Source organism: Okeania sp. KiyG1, assembly GCF_014132355.1.
Taxonomy (GTDB): domain Bacteria; phylum Cyanobacteriota; class Cyanobacteriia; order Cyanobacteriales; family Microcoleaceae; genus Okeania.
The window spans coordinates 45,347-62,113 of sequence record NZ_BLZO01000046.1 but is presented as its reverse complement, the minus strand read 5'-3'; the positions used below and the strand labels follow the sequence as shown (position 1 = coordinate 62,113).

Annotated in this window: 15 protein-coding genes and 3 pseudogenes; 4 read left to right on the top strand and 14 right to left on the bottom strand. The window is 36.1% G+C overall.

What is annotated here, in order from left to right:
* Nucleotides 1–1,274: 1,274 nt before the first annotated feature.
* The 3 genes and pseudogenes from SAGCYANO_RS49065 to SAGCYANO_RS08650 all read right to left on the bottom strand — a co-directional run.
* Nucleotides 1,275–1,397: pseudogene (locus SAGCYANO_RS49065) on the bottom strand (zinc ribbon domain-containing protein); the annotation flags it as partial.
* Between the two features lie 39 nt (nt 1,398–1,436).
* Entirely contained in the window at nt 1,437–1,772 is a 336-nt protein-coding gene (locus SAGCYANO_RS44430) for a transposase (protein WP_307785843.1), read from the bottom strand.
* Between the two features lie 803 nt (nt 1,773–2,575).
* The gene (locus SAGCYANO_RS08650; protein WP_202219699.1) at nt 2,576–4,204 is read right to left on the bottom strand and encodes a peptide chain release factor 3; all 1,629 of its coding nucleotides are present in this window, start codon (nt 4,202–4,204) and stop codon (nt 2,576–2,578) included.
* A 1,469-nt stretch (nt 4,205–5,673) separates the two neighbouring features.
* On the opposite strand from SAGCYANO_RS08650, the gene SAGCYANO_RS08645 reads away from it, so the two are divergent.
* Nucleotides 5,674–5,877, top strand: a complete 204-nt coding sequence (locus SAGCYANO_RS08645) for a hypothetical protein (RefSeq protein ID WP_202219698.1) — start codon at nt 5,674–5,676, stop codon at nt 5,875–5,877.
* Nucleotides 5,878–6,004: 127 nt separating this feature from the next.
* Here SAGCYANO_RS08645 and SAGCYANO_RS08640 read toward each other — a convergent pair whose 3' ends face one another.
* Genes SAGCYANO_RS08640 through SAGCYANO_RS44420 form a run of 4 tightly spaced genes read right to left on the bottom strand, consistent with a single transcriptional unit; the run spans nt 6,005 to nt 6,950 of the window.
* Complete coding sequence (locus tag SAGCYANO_RS08640; protein ID WP_202219710.1) at nt 6,005–6,175, bottom strand: transposase family protein; 171 nt, start codon at nt 6,173–6,175, stop codon at nt 6,005–6,007.
* Nucleotides 6,133–6,357, bottom strand: a complete 225-nt coding sequence (locus SAGCYANO_RS08635; protein WP_202219697.1) for a hypothetical protein — start codon at nt 6,355–6,357, stop codon at nt 6,133–6,135. The genes SAGCYANO_RS08640 and SAGCYANO_RS08635 overlap by 43 nt, the downstream gene beginning before the upstream one ends.
* A 26-nt stretch (nt 6,358–6,383) precedes the next feature.
* Nucleotides 6,384–6,653 carry a transposase family protein gene (locus SAGCYANO_RS44425; protein ID WP_237395975.1) on the bottom strand — a complete coding sequence of 90 codons (270 nt, stop codon included), beginning with the start codon at nt 6,651–6,653 and terminating at the stop codon, nt 6,384–6,386.
* Nucleotides 6,654–6,698: 45 nt separating this feature from the next.
* A complete protein-coding gene (locus tag SAGCYANO_RS44420) occupies nt 6,699–6,950 on the bottom strand; it encodes a hypothetical protein (protein WP_237395974.1) in 252 nt (83 codons plus the stop codon).
* Nucleotides 6,951–6,970: 20 nt separating this feature from the next.
* Here SAGCYANO_RS44420 and SAGCYANO_RS08625 point away from each other — a divergent pair.
* A pseudogene (locus SAGCYANO_RS08625) lies at nt 6,971–7,150 on the top strand (ATP-binding protein); the annotation flags it as partial.
* Between the two features lie 156 nt (nt 7,151–7,306).
* The gene (locus SAGCYANO_RS08620; protein ID WP_202219709.1) at nt 7,307–7,639 is read left to right on the top strand and encodes a DUF4870 domain-containing protein; all 333 of its coding nucleotides are present in this window, start codon (nt 7,307–7,309) and stop codon (nt 7,637–7,639) included.
* A 115-nt stretch (nt 7,640–7,754) separates the two neighbouring features.
* Here the strand turns inward: SAGCYANO_RS08620 and SAGCYANO_RS08615 are convergent, their stop codons facing one another.
* The gene (locus SAGCYANO_RS08615; protein ID WP_202219696.1) at nt 7,755–8,222 is read right to left on the bottom strand and encodes a Crp/Fnr family transcriptional regulator; all 468 of its coding nucleotides are present in this window, start codon (nt 8,220–8,222) and stop codon (nt 7,755–7,757) included.
* Between the two features lie 625 nt (nt 8,223–8,847).
* Nucleotides 8,848–8,982: a hypothetical protein gene (locus SAGCYANO_RS47430; protein WP_255502502.1), complete on the bottom strand. Its 135-nt coding sequence runs from the start codon at nt 8,980–8,982 to the stop codon at nt 8,848–8,850.
* A 542-nt stretch (nt 8,983–9,524) separates the two neighbouring features.
* Here SAGCYANO_RS47430 and SAGCYANO_RS08610 point away from each other — a divergent pair.
* Nucleotides 9,525–10,574 (top strand): annotated as a pseudogene (locus SAGCYANO_RS08610) (transposase).
* 528 nt (nt 10,575–11,102) lie between these two features.
* On the opposite strand, the gene SAGCYANO_RS08605 reads toward SAGCYANO_RS08610, so the two are convergent.
* From SAGCYANO_RS08605 to infC, 5 genes are all read right to left on the bottom strand, one after another.
* Nucleotides 11,103–14,138 (bottom strand): HEAT repeat domain-containing protein, encoded by a 3,036-nt coding sequence (locus tag SAGCYANO_RS08605; protein ID WP_202219695.1) that lies wholly within the window; start codon nt 14,136–14,138, stop codon nt 11,103–11,105.
* 250 nt (nt 14,139–14,388) lie between these two features.
* Complete coding sequence (locus SAGCYANO_RS08600; protein WP_202219694.1) at nt 14,389–14,649, bottom strand: hypothetical protein; 261 nt, start codon at nt 14,647–14,649, stop codon at nt 14,389–14,391.
* A 158-nt stretch (nt 14,650–14,807) separates the two neighbouring features.
* Nucleotides 14,808–14,930 carry a hypothetical protein gene (locus SAGCYANO_RS47425; RefSeq protein WP_255502501.1) on the bottom strand — a complete coding sequence of 41 codons (123 nt, stop codon included), beginning with the start codon at nt 14,928–14,930 and terminating at the stop codon, nt 14,808–14,810.
* A 4-nt stretch (nt 14,931–14,934) separates the two neighbouring features.
* The gene (locus SAGCYANO_RS08595; protein WP_202219693.1) at nt 14,935–15,618 is read right to left on the bottom strand and encodes a hypothetical protein; all 684 of its coding nucleotides are present in this window, start codon (nt 15,616–15,618) and stop codon (nt 14,935–14,937) included.
* Between the two features lie 385 nt (nt 15,619–16,003).
* A complete protein-coding gene (gene infC / locus SAGCYANO_RS08590) occupies nt 16,004–16,534 on the bottom strand; it encodes a translation initiation factor IF-3 (RefSeq protein WP_202219692.1) in 531 nt (176 codons plus the stop codon).
* Nucleotides 16,535–16,767: the final 233 nt, after the last annotated feature.

Below are 16,767 nucleotides of genomic sequence, written 5' to 3'. Positions count from 1 at the left end.
TTAGAATATCACAAAAATTGTGAAGATGGTAGTGAAAATCTTTTTGATATTCAGGATGGTTGTTGAAGGTCGAAGCATTTTCAGCGTAATATAATGCTTGAGCAGCTAGATTTTCTGGTGTCTCTTTTTGAACCAGTGTATTAGGTGTTATAGAAGCAGTAAAGGCACTGGCAATCATTGAATTATTTAGTATGAGAATGGGTAATTTGACACTCCACGGGTTAAAACCGCGTGGATTCTGACGGTTGTAAAAACAGGGGATAAATCCGCCTATTTTTACTTCTCATAAGTTGAGGGACTGTCATTGACCCCTACCTTTAAATCAACTGCATCCATTACAGATACAGCTTTCTGTTGGCGAAGCCTGCCGGAGGCATAGATTCAAAGGACATGAAAAACCAAGCCATTGACCAATATTTTGTGTAGCCAGAGCTAATGCTATTTTACTAATCATGGTTTGTTGAATTAGTCAGATTTTGTTATTTGCAGGACTTACGCAAATTCTTAGACAATACGCTATCGGTATGGGGCGCAATTCGGAGCTTTGCGGAGCGCAAATGCCATTCGCCCCTACTACATAAGGCGCTTGGTGCGTAAGTCCTGATTTGTTCTAGTTTATTGTAATAGGCGATCGCCTTTAATAAAATTAAACTTGTATAATCAGAAGTTACACATTTTTCCATTGTTAAAGCTATTGATTGCGATATTCGCAACCCTAAGCAGAAATTAGTTTGAGGTCAGACTAACTTCCTGAGTGCTTCATAAAATGAAACGACTATTGCGATATTCGCAACCCTAAGCAGAAATTAGTTTGAGGTCAGACTAACTTCCTGAGTGCTTCATAAAATGAAATGACTATTGCGATATTCGCAACCCTAAGCAGAAATTAGTTTGAGGTCAGACTAACTTTCTGAGTGCTTCATAAAATGAAATGACTATTGCCACATTCGCAACCCTAAGCAGAAATTGGGGTCTACTTCAAACTAACTACCGAGTGCTTCATAAAATGGGGATAGCATTAATATTGCTCCCGATAATTATGTGGGTGACATACTCCCGACTTTGAGACAAGCTACAAAGCGGGCTACGAGCGCGACTCTACTATGTAGACATAAACTGAGCTCACAAGGAATGCCCGGCCTCTCCAATTGATGCGCGAATAGGCTCAATTGAGTACCTTTATATGATTCAAATTTGATTGGTGCTAGCAAGTCTTTAATCAATACTTTGGCTCTATTTTTTATATTAATTGCAGCATTTAAGTCTCTACCAATTTATAAATTACAGTTAGGACATTGATGCTGTCTTTGAGCCAAAGTTTTCTTGACTTTATGCCCACAATTACTACATTCATTTGACCTTCCATGAGGTTTAACTTCTACAATTAACTGACCAGCTTTTTCCTCTTTTCCTTGGTCATGCTTCCCTACGGGATGCTACGCAAACGCAAACAGAGGAGCTGCCCTAACGGCTTTGTTAGTTAATATAGTCTTGAAGTTTCCCCAACCTGCATCATGTACAGACTTAGCTAATCTAGATTTAACTATGGCTTTGATGTTTAGCTTTTCTACTGCAATAATGTCATATTTAGATAATAAATTATTAGCAGTTTTCAAGTGAAAATCTTTTCTAGTATCAGCTACTTTTCTATGTTTCTTGGCTAATTGTTTAATTGCTTTTTGTCTAGGTTTATAACCTTTCTTTCTTCTGGACACTTTCCTTTGTGCTGACTTGAGTTTTCCTTTGCTGACGCAAAGCTTTCCTATGGTCATGCTACCGCAAACCCTAACAGACTTTCTCAGGTATTATAGATTGTGTGCCACTATAATTTTAACCATATTGATATAGTGTTTTAACCTAACTGCTAATGACAATAGGGAAGAAGAATAAAAGTAAAGTACTAGGTACTAAATTAAACCTTTTCTTCTAACTTCTTCCTTCTTACTGACTTTAATTGTTTCAACAAATTGGAAAAATCGTAGCTCTCTATCAAAAATAGGTAAGCAATCAGATATTAGCGGTCAGCTATCAGCTTTTTAATGAATGAAATAAAAATTAGGTAAGCATTTCCTGCGGACTGCTGCGCAAACAGCTATTAGCTGTCAGCTAGCCTCCTCCGGAGGAACTGCGGACTTCAGCAATAAGAATGTCTCCTTAAGGACAGTGTTTAAATTAACAACTGACTTTAAGGGCAAAGGAGGCAACTTTTGTAGTAAGACAATTAAATATTGCTTTGATCCTAGACTAAAAGCAATAGCTGTTAACGTAGTTCCGACCATAGGAGGCTAGCTGATAACGCAGTTCCGACCATAGGAGGCTGGCTGACGGCTGAATGCTTACAAAATTAGTTTAACTTATACTACATTTTTTACCTATAAATTTAAGCACAAGAAAGACTTGTTTTGAGTTTTTGACTTATACAATTCAAGGGAATGAAGCTGATAGCTGTTTGCGGAGCATTCTGCAGGAAATGTTGACGGCTAAATCCTTACAAAAATAGAGTGAAAAATTATATTTGAAATTGAACTTCCTCCTTCCTCCTTCCTCCTTCTTCCTTCCTCCTTCCTCCTTCTGCTTATAAAGACTCCGGTTCCTGACCAGAAACAACAGGTGCAGTAGTATTCAAATTTAACTCTGGATGCTCAGATTCTACCTGTTGACAATTCCACTCATTTTTGAACAGTAAAACAGGTCGTCCCCAGCTATCTTTTACAGCTACAGTATTAAATAACCTACCAACTTGTCGCAACACATCCCAACCAGAATTAACCCAACGCGCCACAGTAAAAGGCAACATTTCCAAATTAGTTTCAACTCCATATTCATTTTGCATTCGGAACTGAACAACCTCTAATTGAAGTTGCCCAACAGCAGCTAAAATAGGGTCTCTTTTTGCCTCATCTGCAGAGTACATAATTTGTACAGCACCCTCCTCTCGTAACTCATTAACTCCCTTCCGAAATTGCTTAAATTTAGAAGGATTAGGATTTCTTAAATAAGCAAATATTTCTGGTGAAAAACAGGGGATACCTTCATACTCTAATTTCTTGCCATTATAAATAGTATCTCCTATAGCAAATACCCCTGGATTATTTAAACCAATTATATCTCCTGGATAAGCAATTTCAATAGAGTCTCTATCTTGAGCAAATAACTTTTGTGGGCGAGATAATCGAACTGTTTTACCTGTTCTAGCATGACTAACAGTCATATCTTTTTCAAATCTTCCCGTGCAAACCCGAATAAAAGCCACCCTATCTCGGTGTTTCGGGTCCATATTAGCCTGCAATTTAAACACAAATCCAGTGAAATTTTGATAAGTAGGAGAAATTTCTCCTACTGTACTTTTATGAGTACCCGGTTTGAGAGCATATTCTAAAAAAGCATCTAAGAATAATTGCACCCCAAAATTAGTCATAGCACTGCCAAAAAATACAGGCGTCATTTCACCTTTGTGTATCTCTTCTAAATCTAAATCTGAACCTAATTCTTCCAGCAATTCTATATCTTCTTTAAGTTGGTAATAAAGGTCTTGCTCCAGTAATTCTTCGATGCGAGGGTCGCCCAAATTTACTACCGTATTTCTTGCAGCTTTACTACCATGAACGCTACGCTCAAACAGATGAATTTCTTTTTTTCTTCTATCAAAAACTCCCTTAAAGCGATCGCCCATACCTATAGGCCAATTTACAGGATATGTTTTTAAACCTAATTCCTTTTCTATTTCATCCAAGAGTTCTAAAGGTTCTCGTCCTGGTCTATCCATCTTATTAAAAAATGTAAAAATGGGTAGTTTTCGCATCTTACATACTTCAAATAATTTGCGAGTTTGAGGTTCTAAACCTTTAGCAGAATCTTCTAACATTACAGCGTTATCTGCTGCAGCTAAAGTTCTATATGTATCTTCACTAAAATCTTGGTGACCAGGAGTATCTAAGAGGTTAATTTGACAGTTTTGATATTCAAATTGTAAAACTGTTGAAGTAATAGAAATACCCCGTTGTTGTTCCATTTCCATCCAGTCAGAAGTAGCATGACGTTGTGCTCTTTTAGCTTTTACTGCACCAGCTTCATGAATAGCACCTCCATACAACAAAAGCTTTTCTGTAAGAGTAGTTTTACCCGCATCAGGATGGGAAATAATCGCAAAGTTACGCCGTTTATCTACGGCTGTTTGCAATTCGGTTTCAATTTCAATGGACATTACTTAGTTTAACCCCTAAAATATGCAACAGTTAATCATATTATATATTGAGCTAGACTATAATATTTGATATATTTATAATTATCATATAATCTGCCCTAAAACTACTATATATATCACCTTAAAATAAAAAACAAATAAATAGAATCAAGGCAATATTAAACAAATTAAAACTAAATAATTGAATGATTTATGACCAGAGGTAAGTTATATCATGTCCGGTTGAACAGTTATAAATAACTACGGAGGAGTCAGAACTCAGGAGTCAACCCACCCCTAACCCCGACCGTGGAGGGGAGGGGAAGTCAGGAAGGAAGAAAGAAGAAGGAAGAGGAGAACAGGAGAAGAAGGAGAAAGTTTTTTTATAACTAATTATCCGGACATGATATTATATGGAGTTTTTCTCAAATATTTGGAATACAGGAAACTATATTCCTCACCGAATAATTAAGGTTTAAAGCCTCTCCTTTACAGGAGAAACAAGCGGTCGTTTTGCTACGCAACATGTTTGTGGAGCATGACAAACGGAAAAAGCAGAGCTTCCCGTAGGGTGGGATGGCGAGGAGACCCGCTCTTGACAGAGCCGCTCCGAATGGCGCCATCCCATCCTAACGGACTGCTCCGCAAACGACCGCTTTTTTCCCGTTGAAAGGGGAGGATAATAAAGCTGAATAATTACCGAATAATTACCAAATCATTAATTAGGGCTTGCTGATTAATTCTCAAAGTATTGATAAATAAAGGCTTTAGCGTTTTTGGGTTGAAAAAAGTACCAGCTTTTCCCACCGAACAGCTCAAAAAGCTATAGCAATATGACTTGAGTTGTGAGATATTGCAAACTTTTAGGGAACAGGGAACACCGGATCTGGGATCTGGGAACAGGGAACAGGGAAGAAGGAAAAAACAGATTATATAAATATCAGCACTTACGCAAAGGCACTATTTATAGAGTTCAAAGACGATTGGACAATAGTTTTGAGCGCTATATATAGCGTATCTGCGTAAGTCCTAAGTATAGTAATTGCTATATTCTATACTTTTAAGGAACATCTCAATTCTCACAACTGATTCCTGATTGCTATAGTATTTTGAGATGATTATGGCAGAAAAATTGAGGGACAATTTTTCCGACTACCTCCTAATTAATTCCCATTTCTCCTGACTCCTGAGTTCTGACTCCTGAGTTCTGACTCCTCCCTTCACTCATAAGACTTTTTCAGCAAACCCTAATTATTAATTATTCGGTAATTATACTTTTGCAAATAAAGCTGGTCTTAAATCATCAGTATAAATAAATGTTATGTTATATCATGTCCGGATAATCAGTTATAAAAAACCTTCTCCCTTTGAACTTTTCTTTCCCTTTCCTAGGTCATGCTGCGCAAACAGCATAGCTGCCTTCTGCCTTCCCTTCTCCAAAGTGTAATTATTCAACCGGACATGATATTAGTCAGATAAATCAAGTATTTATGAACATTATTTCTAATGCTATTGATGCTTTAGCAGAAAATGGAAATAAAAGAAGTAAAAAATTAAATACTAATTTAGATACTCATTTAGATACTCAGGAAAATTTACCAACTATTAAAATTAGTACAAAAGCTATATCTTCTGGAGAAGTAGCAATAGACATCTCCAAAAATTATCAAGCGCTTACTGTAACTATCTTTTAGGGAGCGATCGCCATCTCCTCAAGATAGTCCTTTTTTACCTACTTTACAGTATTAGAGATAGTTACTGTTAATTATTTACCATTCTTATACTTTTTTTCTGTCTTTTATTTCCTACATAAATTGTGAATTATGCTAGTATTAATGCTCCTATTCTTAGTCTAACTAAACTACATATTGTTAAGAGCACCTTTTCATAATTAAATTCTTTTAATCTAAATCTTTCTCGTGCTATTCCAAATATTTTTATCAGCCTTATTACATGGTCCACAAATATTCTTTTCTGAGCTTTTTTTTTGATTCTCTTTCTTTGCTTATTTTGACATTTTTTTGTTTCTTTTTTTCTTTTTTGGTGTGTCTACTCTTCCCCTCCTTGATATCCTTTATCTCCTTGAAATTTTTGTTCTTTATCAAACTTTTTTGTTGTTTTTTGAATAAATTTATATCACTTTCTGGACCTCTTTCTCCTACTACTACATCCACTATTTCTTCTCCTTTCTCTGTAATTATTATTTGGTTTTTAAATGTATGACTTTTTGTTTCCCTGAATAATATTTTTTCTGTTTTTCCTGGTGTACTGGTCTTTCTCTATCTTGTTCTGTACTGTCTACAATTAATTCTAGCTCTTTCAATATTTCTTTAACCCAGAATTCATCTGATTCTTTTTTTTTGACTTGCTCCAACAAGCTTGCTGGTAAAAATTTCCGAAAAATGTCTACCCAATAATGGAATATATTGTTAGCAGTTGATTCACTAACTCCAAAATTTATTGCCAACAATTGAAATGTCGGTATATTATGTAAATAATATAAAATTAATAGAATTTATGACTCACTACTTAGTATTTTTTTTCTACCACCTCCTGCTTTGATTAACCTTTTTTCACAAATAGCTTTTCTGTATCTTACTTCTGCTTCAATTTTCTGAGCATTTTCTATTAATTTTATTAGTTGTTCATAACTAATGCCAATAATTCTTTTTGTTTGCTTTGGATGATTATAAATATATTCTAAAGTTGGATTCATTTTAGCGATCGCATACATAAACGGCTCTGATAATTTTACCTTATTTTCCATTTTGGAGATGTCTAATGATAATTTCGGATAATGGTATAGCCATCACACAAATAGTTTGTCAGAAAATATTTGACCCATTCTTTACTACGAAACCTGTAGTCAGTGGTACTGGTCTAGGATTATCAATTAGTTATCAAGTTATTGTTGAAAAACATCAGGGCAAACTAAATTGTACTTCTACACCAAAACAAGGAACATAATTTTTAATTTAAATTCCTATCCGCCAGAAAACAAAACAAACAACAGAGCTATAATTAGACTTAAGTCAATTTCATAACCACTAAATTACTGGCCTCTGCCTCTTGTTTTTTGACTTGAAAAAACAAATATCTAATTTGAATCAGGAGAAATATTTAATGGATGCTGACAAAAGAAAAATTCTATCAGTTTTATGTCATGGAGCAATTTTCTTGAGTACAACTATTGTATCTGTAGGGATACCAATAGCTATTTTACTCTTAACTGATGATTCAGTTGTAAAAACTAATGCTAAAGAATCTTTGAATTTTCATATTAATATTTATATTTACGCTATTATATTCGGCATATTAACCTCGTTGATTATTGGCATTCCTTTATTAGTTTTGTTAGCAATTATTAGTTTTGTTATGCCAATTATTGCCATTCTCAATGTGATGAATAATCCTAATAAGCCTTATAGTTATCCATTTATTTTTCGTCTATTCTAGTCATAATTTTCGAGCTTTGCATTCCCTGCCTATCTTATGTACTAGAAGAAATAGTATGATAAAAACGATGTTGGTTTTGCTTAGACAAAACCAATTTACTTAATGTTTTGGTCAACTAACGAAACTCGGCTACCTTAGTAGTAGCCATATTATTTTCTCTAGCATTAAGTTTTTGATTAAGTTCACGAATACGACGAGACAACAAACGAATAATATTAATAGCAATATCCGGTGTTTCATCAATTGCATCATAAAGTTGCATTTGAGTTAACATCAAACACTCACAAGTTTCTAAAGTAGTGACAGAAGCAGAACGAGGTTCAGCATCAAACAAAGACATTTCACCAAAACAAGCTCCTTGTTCTAACCTTGCTAACTCCCGGTCTGCCAAATGAACTCTAACTTTACCAGATACCACAATATAAAGAGACCTTCCCTCTTGCCCTTCAGTAAAAATACTATGACTATTAGGAAAAGATAGCTCATCCATAACAGAAGCTAAACGTACTAAGAAATCATCTCTTAATTCTCTAAAAATTGGCACAGCTCTAATAAATAAAAGACGCTCTACACTTGTCAGCATAACGTTTACACCCTTCCTTTTGATGAATAAACAAATTTAATAATCATGTTTTATTGAGCAAATTTTAATGTTTAATAATGTTTAGATAACATTTGATAGATGACCTGGTATTTATTTAGTTTACACTATTCCATAATTAAAATTAATCATATCAATAGACTTTTTGCCCAAGTAACATAAAAGATAAACAGAAATATTTGAAAAAAAAGGGAAAAGAGATTGAGTTTTTATATCAAATCCGGTAGCATCAGTATAATTAGGGTCTGCTAAAAAAATTGGTTGCTGGGGGTAGGACGCGGGGACGCACCAGACGCGGGAACGCACCAGATGTGGGGAACAGACAACGGTTTCGGCCATTTTATGTGAAGAAATTTTCTTGAATTTCAGCAGAAAATTTCAGTAAATTGATGCCAATAAGAGCCATAAACTAGGATATCAACTGAATATAAAAAGCTCCATTACCGTAAGCTATCCTGACTTTTAGCTTTATGAGCGTAAACCCTAATTATACCAATTCCCAAAAGCAATGTTATACTTCAGTTATACTTCAACAGTCAAATATTTACCAAGATTCCAAGTCTTTTTTTGACAATTATTAGTCGGTTAGTAATTATTTTTCCTACTTTTAACCCCTCCCCCCACCTCCCACACGAACCAACTTCCCACACGAACTAACTTCCCACACCAACCAACTTCCCACACGAACTAACTTCCCACACCAACCAACATCCCACACGAACCAACTTCCCCACCCAATCATACATAGCATTCTTGCGTGAGAAATGGTATTAGATAGTTAATTTAGGAGGACCTTCTCAGGAGGACCTCCTCTTTAACGGGAGAGGATGTCAAGTTCATCAAAAAACCATAATTCTACTTCGGCATTTAGTATTGTATGTAGATATACACAGGACTTACGCAAAGACACTATCTATAGCGTATGACAAATAGAGCGATTGCTGACGCAAAGCTCCGCTAACGCTACATTTTTTTTCAGCGCTCGCCTCAACAAGAAAATTATCATAATACTAATTCTCAAAAACTTTGCTATACTTGGATTTTCTATTTCTAAATACTATTTATTAACGTAATTGTATTGTTAACTAGCCTTTATGGTTTTTTTAGTTATTTTTACTGCCTTCCAAGCATAGCATTACTTTTGAGAAATGGTATAACTTATGCAAAGACACTAGATATAGTTTATTCTCAAATATATAGATGTTGCTAATTGTAAATAAATTTTGCCAAAATACTTTAATTATTATAAAATTATATTCTTGTTAATTTGAGCTAAAAATATGAATTTTAACTATATTGATCCCATACCAATATTTACTGAATTCTTATACAAATTATACTATTACAAACTTAGCAAATCACCTAGAAAATATTAGCCATGACAGGATCAATCGTTATTTGAGAATCGAAAATTTTGATTCTCAAGAATTAGATCGAAATGTTCGTGCATGAAATTGTGGCTAATACAGAAGGCTATTTAATCTTTGATGATACAGTTCTCAACAAGAAATATGGTAACAAAATTGAATTAGTCCGGCGACAGTGAGCGTGGTAATGAGCATAAAGTAATTTGCTGACGCAAGGCTACGCCAACGTGGTATAGGGATAGTAAATTGTATATATTTTAATCCAAAAATAGAACAGTTTTGGCTTATAGATTATCGCGCTTTATGACCCAGATACTGATAATAAAACGTGAGGAGCGATCATGTTGAAGAAATGATATTAAATGTAGTAAATAATACAAAATTACAATTTAAGACTGTGTTAATGGATAGTTGGTATGTAACACAAAGGTTAATGGGATTATATAGATAACTTAGAAAAAATTTATTACTGTCCCTTAAAAATAAATCGTAAGCGTAGATGAGACTGGTCGCAATTGAGAAATATAAAAATATAGGAGAGTTAAACTGGAGTGAATCAGAAAAAATATCAGGTAAAATAGTTAAAATCAAAGGAATTCCTTTGAGATAAAAAAGTTAAGCTATTCTGGGCAACTGTTTCTACCAACAGAACAGAATATATAGCAACTAATGACTTAAGTCAATCTTCACTCTTATGCGGTGGAATTTGAAACTAAAACTAGATGGAAGATTGAAGAATTTCACGCCAGAATTAAGCAATTAACACGGAAGCGAATTTTGTCAATGTCGTCTCAGTAAAATTCAAAAAAATCATATAGCCTGTGCTATGTTAGTCTGGAACTTTTTAAAAAGATAGAGTGCGAAAATAGGAAAAACTATCTATAAAGTCAAATGGGAATTACTCTCAGATTATCTGAGAAAAGAACTGAAGAAACCCACAATAAAATTCAGGGCTATTTTTATTTGATAGATACTTTTTATATCAAATCCGTTTAATTCGGCACGTAAAAAATGTTCCATCTTCAACGATTACCAAATATTTCTCCATCTCCCCATCCCCCCATCCCCCCACATTCCCCTCCAGGGAGGGGTTAGGGGTGGGTCCCCCATCTCCCCATCTAATTACACCGATGCTACCGGATTTGATATTAACCTTGTTTTTACAATGGTACTTGTCTTGAGGCGTTAGCGGAGCTTTGCGTCAGCAATCGCTCTCTATTTTTAAGCGTTAGCGGAGCTTTGCGTCAGCAATCGCTCTATTTGCCATACGCTATATATAGTGTCTTTGCGTAATATCAAATCCGTTTAATTCGGCACGTAAAAAATGTTCCATCTTCAACGATTACCAAATATTTCTCCCCTCCAGGGAGGGGTTAGGGGTGGGTCCCCCATCTCCCCATCTAATTACACCGATGCTACCGGATTTGATATAACTCCTGATACAAATAAATTTGCCTATCTACTTATCCAAATTAGGACAACTACCCTGCTATTATTAACCAATCCCCAATTCAACAATCATTTGTTCTACTTGAGCAGCTACCAGAGGATCTGGGTCACTCCTCAAATTAGGCAATAATTCAACCAAAGCACGTTGAGATGCCATCCGTAAATAAGCTAAAGCCGCCTCCCGCACAAAACCTGTAGGATGACGCAAACAAACTAAAGTTTGCTCTGCAGTTAAACTCCAACGAGCTGCACGAGCCATCTGTAAACAACAAGCCAAAGCCCAATCAGAAAGAAAATGACGTAAATCTAGCAGATGCCGTAAACGTTCGCTAGGAGCCATTAGTTTATAAACCACTATCTCAGACAAACTACTTAACTTCTCCTCATAACTGTGTTGCTCCAAAATATCAATCAGCGATCGCTTACAAGAAATATCCACAGTATTATCTAAAATTTCTAAACCACGGGCTAAATTTGAACGTGATTCAGACTTAATATTAAAAGCTGCTGCCTGAATAGCTCCCAACGGATAGAGAAACTTCATTAATAAGAAACACCGTTCTATAGCATCTAACTCCAGCAATTTTAATGCCCGCAGTAACATTTGTGTATAATCAGTAGTCAATTTTCCATTAACTTCCTCCTCTACGATAGGAGATAGAGCAGTAGTAGAAGTCATATCCACTCCAGACAAATCTACTATACTTCCATAAATCTGCCCCAGAAACATCAACTCTTGCTCAATTAAAATTTCTACACCGCTACGACCTACCCGTTCAAGCACCCCCTCAATTCCAACTTCCCCTGGCATTGTCAACAACCTTCGCATAATATTACGGCGTGTCAGACCCCAAGTAGTCATCATTCTGTTTACCAGAGCATCCAGCGCTTCGAGTGTACCAATTTCACCAATAGCATTCCAAGCCTGTAATCTGGCCAAATCTGACTTATGAGCATCATCTGCCAACTTTACCAACATTGGAATCCCATCATTACCTAACCTAACCAATGCTTGTAATGCAGCTTCTCGAGTAGATTTGTAAGACAAACCTCGTAATAAAGAGGGATAATAGTTTTCCAAATGAGTAGCAGCAATGACATCCATGCAATACTTTCGTACTCGTAACGATTCATCCTGTAATAAACTAGGAACATACAATCGTAGCCCTTGCAAATAATCTGCTTCCCCCAAAGCACGAACACCCATCACTCTTTCTTTTTCTTGTTTGGAAGTAATCATCCTGCGTAAAACATTAGTAGCTTCAGCTTTTTGTCCTCGATCGCCTCGACGCATAATTAAAGCTGCGGCAGTACCTCTTACCACTGGGTCTACTGAAGGTTGTAAATAAAGTCGTATTTGATTAATATCTGGCTCTGATTCTGTCAGCCAGATATAGCGTAACGCTAAAGCCAATACTTCTGGCGGTACTGATGTCTGGGCTAGGGAACGCACTTGTTCTAGATAAGTAGGGTTAGGATGATTCAACATTACTTCCAGACTTTGACGTTGTAATTCAGATGACATCACCGGCAAAAGTGGAGCCAATATTTCCCCTACATTTTTTTTATCTATTTGACTGAGCAACTCAATACAGGAACGCTTATCTTCTTCTGATGTACCTTTTTCCAAAGTTTCTACTACCGAGCGCTTCAGTGCCCGCATATCTACATCTAAAACACCAAGTCTTCCTTTACCAGCGCTTCTCACTAACAAGCCTACATATTGACTTCTGATTAACCATATTACTCCCAACCATACGAAACCAAATATCAGAATTGCTACGACAAATATTAGACCCTGCCGGTCTTGAAACCCACTTTGACTAGGATTTAATATTAATCTACATAACCAGAGAATTGCTAGGATTATTAATCCACTCAAACCTGTAGAAAATGGTTCTGCCACCCCATTTACCATTGTTTGAACATCACTACGAATATTTTCAGGCAGAGGTTGGAATAAAACAGGTCCAGTAGTTTCAATCAATGTATAGTGTAGTAACTCATCTAAAAATCTCAGAATTACTAATCCGATAAATACTGAAAATAATCCTGTTATTGCACCTGTAAAAGAAAATAAGCCTAAAGCTATTGCCCCTATTGGTAGTACCATTGCCGTACCAAAAACTCCTATTCTTTCTACGAGACGACTAGAGGCAAACCATTGAGTTGCTACTTGGCAGGTACTCAAAACTCCCTCAAACAAGCCCAAGAAAGTTGCTATTTGACTTGCTCCATCAGTGGTTGGGTTTTGCAGTTCTAGTTGATAAAAGAATTGAAAGTCTATTAATACATAGAGAACTTCTGCTATTACAAAGAATGTGATTAATGGCAGTATATAACCTTGTAGAGGTCCTTGGATGTTCCGAGTAGAAAATTCTTGTTCGTCTTCTTCTGGTATCCAGCGACTAGAGTCCGGAAAAGATTGTTGATATTTTTCTGATAAAAATAATAGTATTCCTGACCCAAATACTATCATTAATCCAGATATTATTGTAACATTACTCAATCCAGCAAATAATAGTACTAAAGGTAGAGAAAATCCACTAATTACTCCTGCTACTAAAAAACCACTACTAATTATTGGATATGTTCGCTTAATTTCTCTGATGTTAAATAACTGATTAGCTGTGATTGAAGTATTCAAATCGTTGAGCAAATAACAAGCTTCTACCCACAACCACATCATAAAGGTAGTCAGAAAAGCTAAACTCAGGCCAGCTATCTGTATATTTTCGATGCCAATACCGAAACGAAATAAAAACAGAGGCGCTGCCATTAGTAATAGAATAACTACTATTACTCGACGCAGAGGCATGATTTTTTGTAGCCAGGAATAGACAAAACCCAAACCCGAACCTATAACAGCACTGGCAATATATATCCATGGTAGTTTATCAGCACCATACTGGTCTAAAAATAAACTAACTGTACTTAGTTCTAACCAAATTAATCCTACAGAAGTAAGAGTATATACGGCAAACATTAGTAAGGTTCGCTCTACTTCCTCAGAACGGAGATTTAGGGATACTAGCAGTTTATCTCCTAATCCTGTGTAATTTTTCAAACTTCTCTGTTCCATGAATTTGCTAAATTTGAACTTAAGTGTATGGTTATTGACTACTCCCCGGAGGTCAGTCACGGGGAAACAAGCGCAGATACTACGCAACAGCGATTTATCCGTGTTGCTACGTTTCTTCTTAGCTGACCAAAGATATACTCTTTGGGGACAATTTCCGCGGTGCCCCTACACAGTTGGCTTAAGTAGGGGCGAACGGCCGTTCGCCCCTACAGCTTTGCGGCTTACTTTTGCAATTATATTTGCAGCCCCATTACAGTCTGCAGTCTTCACACCAATTATTACCTGTTCTATACAAACCACGCTTTGTTCTTTTTCCTGACGGTTTCCAATCATTGGCCCGTAGGGTCGGTGCTTCCTTGCTCGGAACCTGAGTCCGAGCACCAGCACCGAGTTTTTCACCATAAATAGGCAGATCGTCACCATCTAAAAATGAAGGGGCGAATGGCCATTCGCCCCTACAAGTATAACTTTCTTCGGTTTCTATAAATATAATTCCATATTCATCGCACAACTGAGCTATTCTTTCTTTCAGTCTGGCTGTGAGAATTGGTACAAATTCTGAATTACTTTTTTTCCTAATTTTATTTCATTTTTCTGACCTTTATTCCAACCAAATACAATTGTACCAATAGATTTTTTAAACAATGATTAATTACTATTCTGGCTGCTTTATTTATACCCAAATCGCACTTGACGATTACGCTTTTCTGTAATGCCAGCTAGTTTATTTGACCAAAATCCATTCGGTTTATTTTCTTTGATAGTTGATATCTGTTTGTTGTACCAACCCACCCCTTTAGTTCCTCCCGGGAGGGATAGGTGGGTGTTTACCATCTACTATCAAGCTCGTACCCAAATTTGATACACAGGTCAACCAATTATTTAAACCATGGTCAATTCCTAATACATTGTCTTGATTTAATTGAGGTTTAACTACTACTTCTTTTTCATAGACAAATTCTTGGGTAAAACATTTGTTTCTCGGTAATATTCTTAGTTCTTTCAGAGATGAAAATTCTAGATTAGTCGGCATTGGAATTAAAAAGCAATCTAGACCAAACCAGCGTTTACAGGTATTACCTAGTGGCACTCTAATTTGATTACCTTTAAGTTTTAATGCATGAGTTGGGTAACTAACTGTAGCCATTCCCCCTTTTTTTCTGTAGTTAGGAATCCTTGGTCTGTGTTCGATTTTTCCTTCACTGTAGGCTTTAACTAGACCATAATACGACCTAAATGATTCAGCTACAGTTCTCAATATTTGTTGTGCTGCTTGGGAATGTAGAACTTTATAGTGATTGTTCTTTTTGTATACCTTTTCTAAGTTATACTTGCCAATGCTTTTTTGAGACTTAAAATATAGTTGCCTGGCATAATATATTCCCATGTTAGTGAGCTTGTGAGACTGTTCACATAAGAATGTTAAGATAGCAATTAATTCGGGATTTTTACCTACTAAAACTTGCTGACAAGAGTACATTGGAAACGGGCGGAACGAAAACTTATTGTCAATCATAGTAACAGAGGAAAACTTTAGTTGTCTAGTCCAAACGAGTACCTTGTTTTCATCCCCTCGGTTCAAACACGGGGGCCTTCAACGTGGCTTTTCGGTAAAATAAAATACTTCGGATTAAAATCCGACTCCTCGCCTTTCATCCATTACTTAAAAGACGATGGCTTTCATGCTCCTGTGTTATTTAGGTAAAAGTATACTTCTTGCCCAATAGTTTAAATCCCCTCCTGAAAATTCTCAGGAGAGGAATATACTTAATTTATTAAGTAGAACGGAGAGCTAGCTTCATCCACTAACACTTAATTACTATTATCCTAAACTTTAGATTTATCAATGCCGTGACTATCCCACTTTACTTTTTAGGAGATAACAACATCATCATACTGCGTCCCTCTCTCTTAGGAGCTTGTTGAACCTCTGCTAAATCTTTTAGATCTTCTTTCATCCGCATCAATAATGCTTCTGCAAGATTACTGTGCTGTATTTCCCGGCCTCGGAACATAATAGTGGCCTTAACCTTATCACCTGATTCAAGAAAACGCTTTGCATGAGATAAGCGAACATTATAGTCATGTTCCTCAATTTTATAGCGCATCTTCACTTCCTTAACTTCTGCGTTATGTTGCTTCTTTTTGGCCTCTTGTGCTTTCTTTTTCTGCTCAAATATATACTTCCCATGGTCCATTATTCTACAAACCGGTGGGTCAGCTTTATCACTGACCATAACCAGGTCTAGTTCCTTTTCTCTGGCCATTTGCAATGCTTTTTCTGTATCCATGATTCCCAACTGAGAGCCATCTGCATCAATAGCTCTGATTTTAGGAACTCGAATATTGTTGTTAACTTGAGGGAGATTACGATTATTTCTTTTTTCGATTGGCATTAATTGGAATATTTAAAACGATTGTTTAGAGGGACATTCATACTAAATCAGGCTACACTTTTTAGATAGATCCTTTTTTTTGATGCTCTCTCTAGTTGAAGCACCAGATATTTTTATTCTAAAGGGTTTTTACGCTTCCCAACTATTTTCGGTAAAGCATCAAGACTTAGTTTTTTACATTCTGCCTGTTCCTAACCTCATATAGATTTGAGGATTTGATGGTACATAATTAG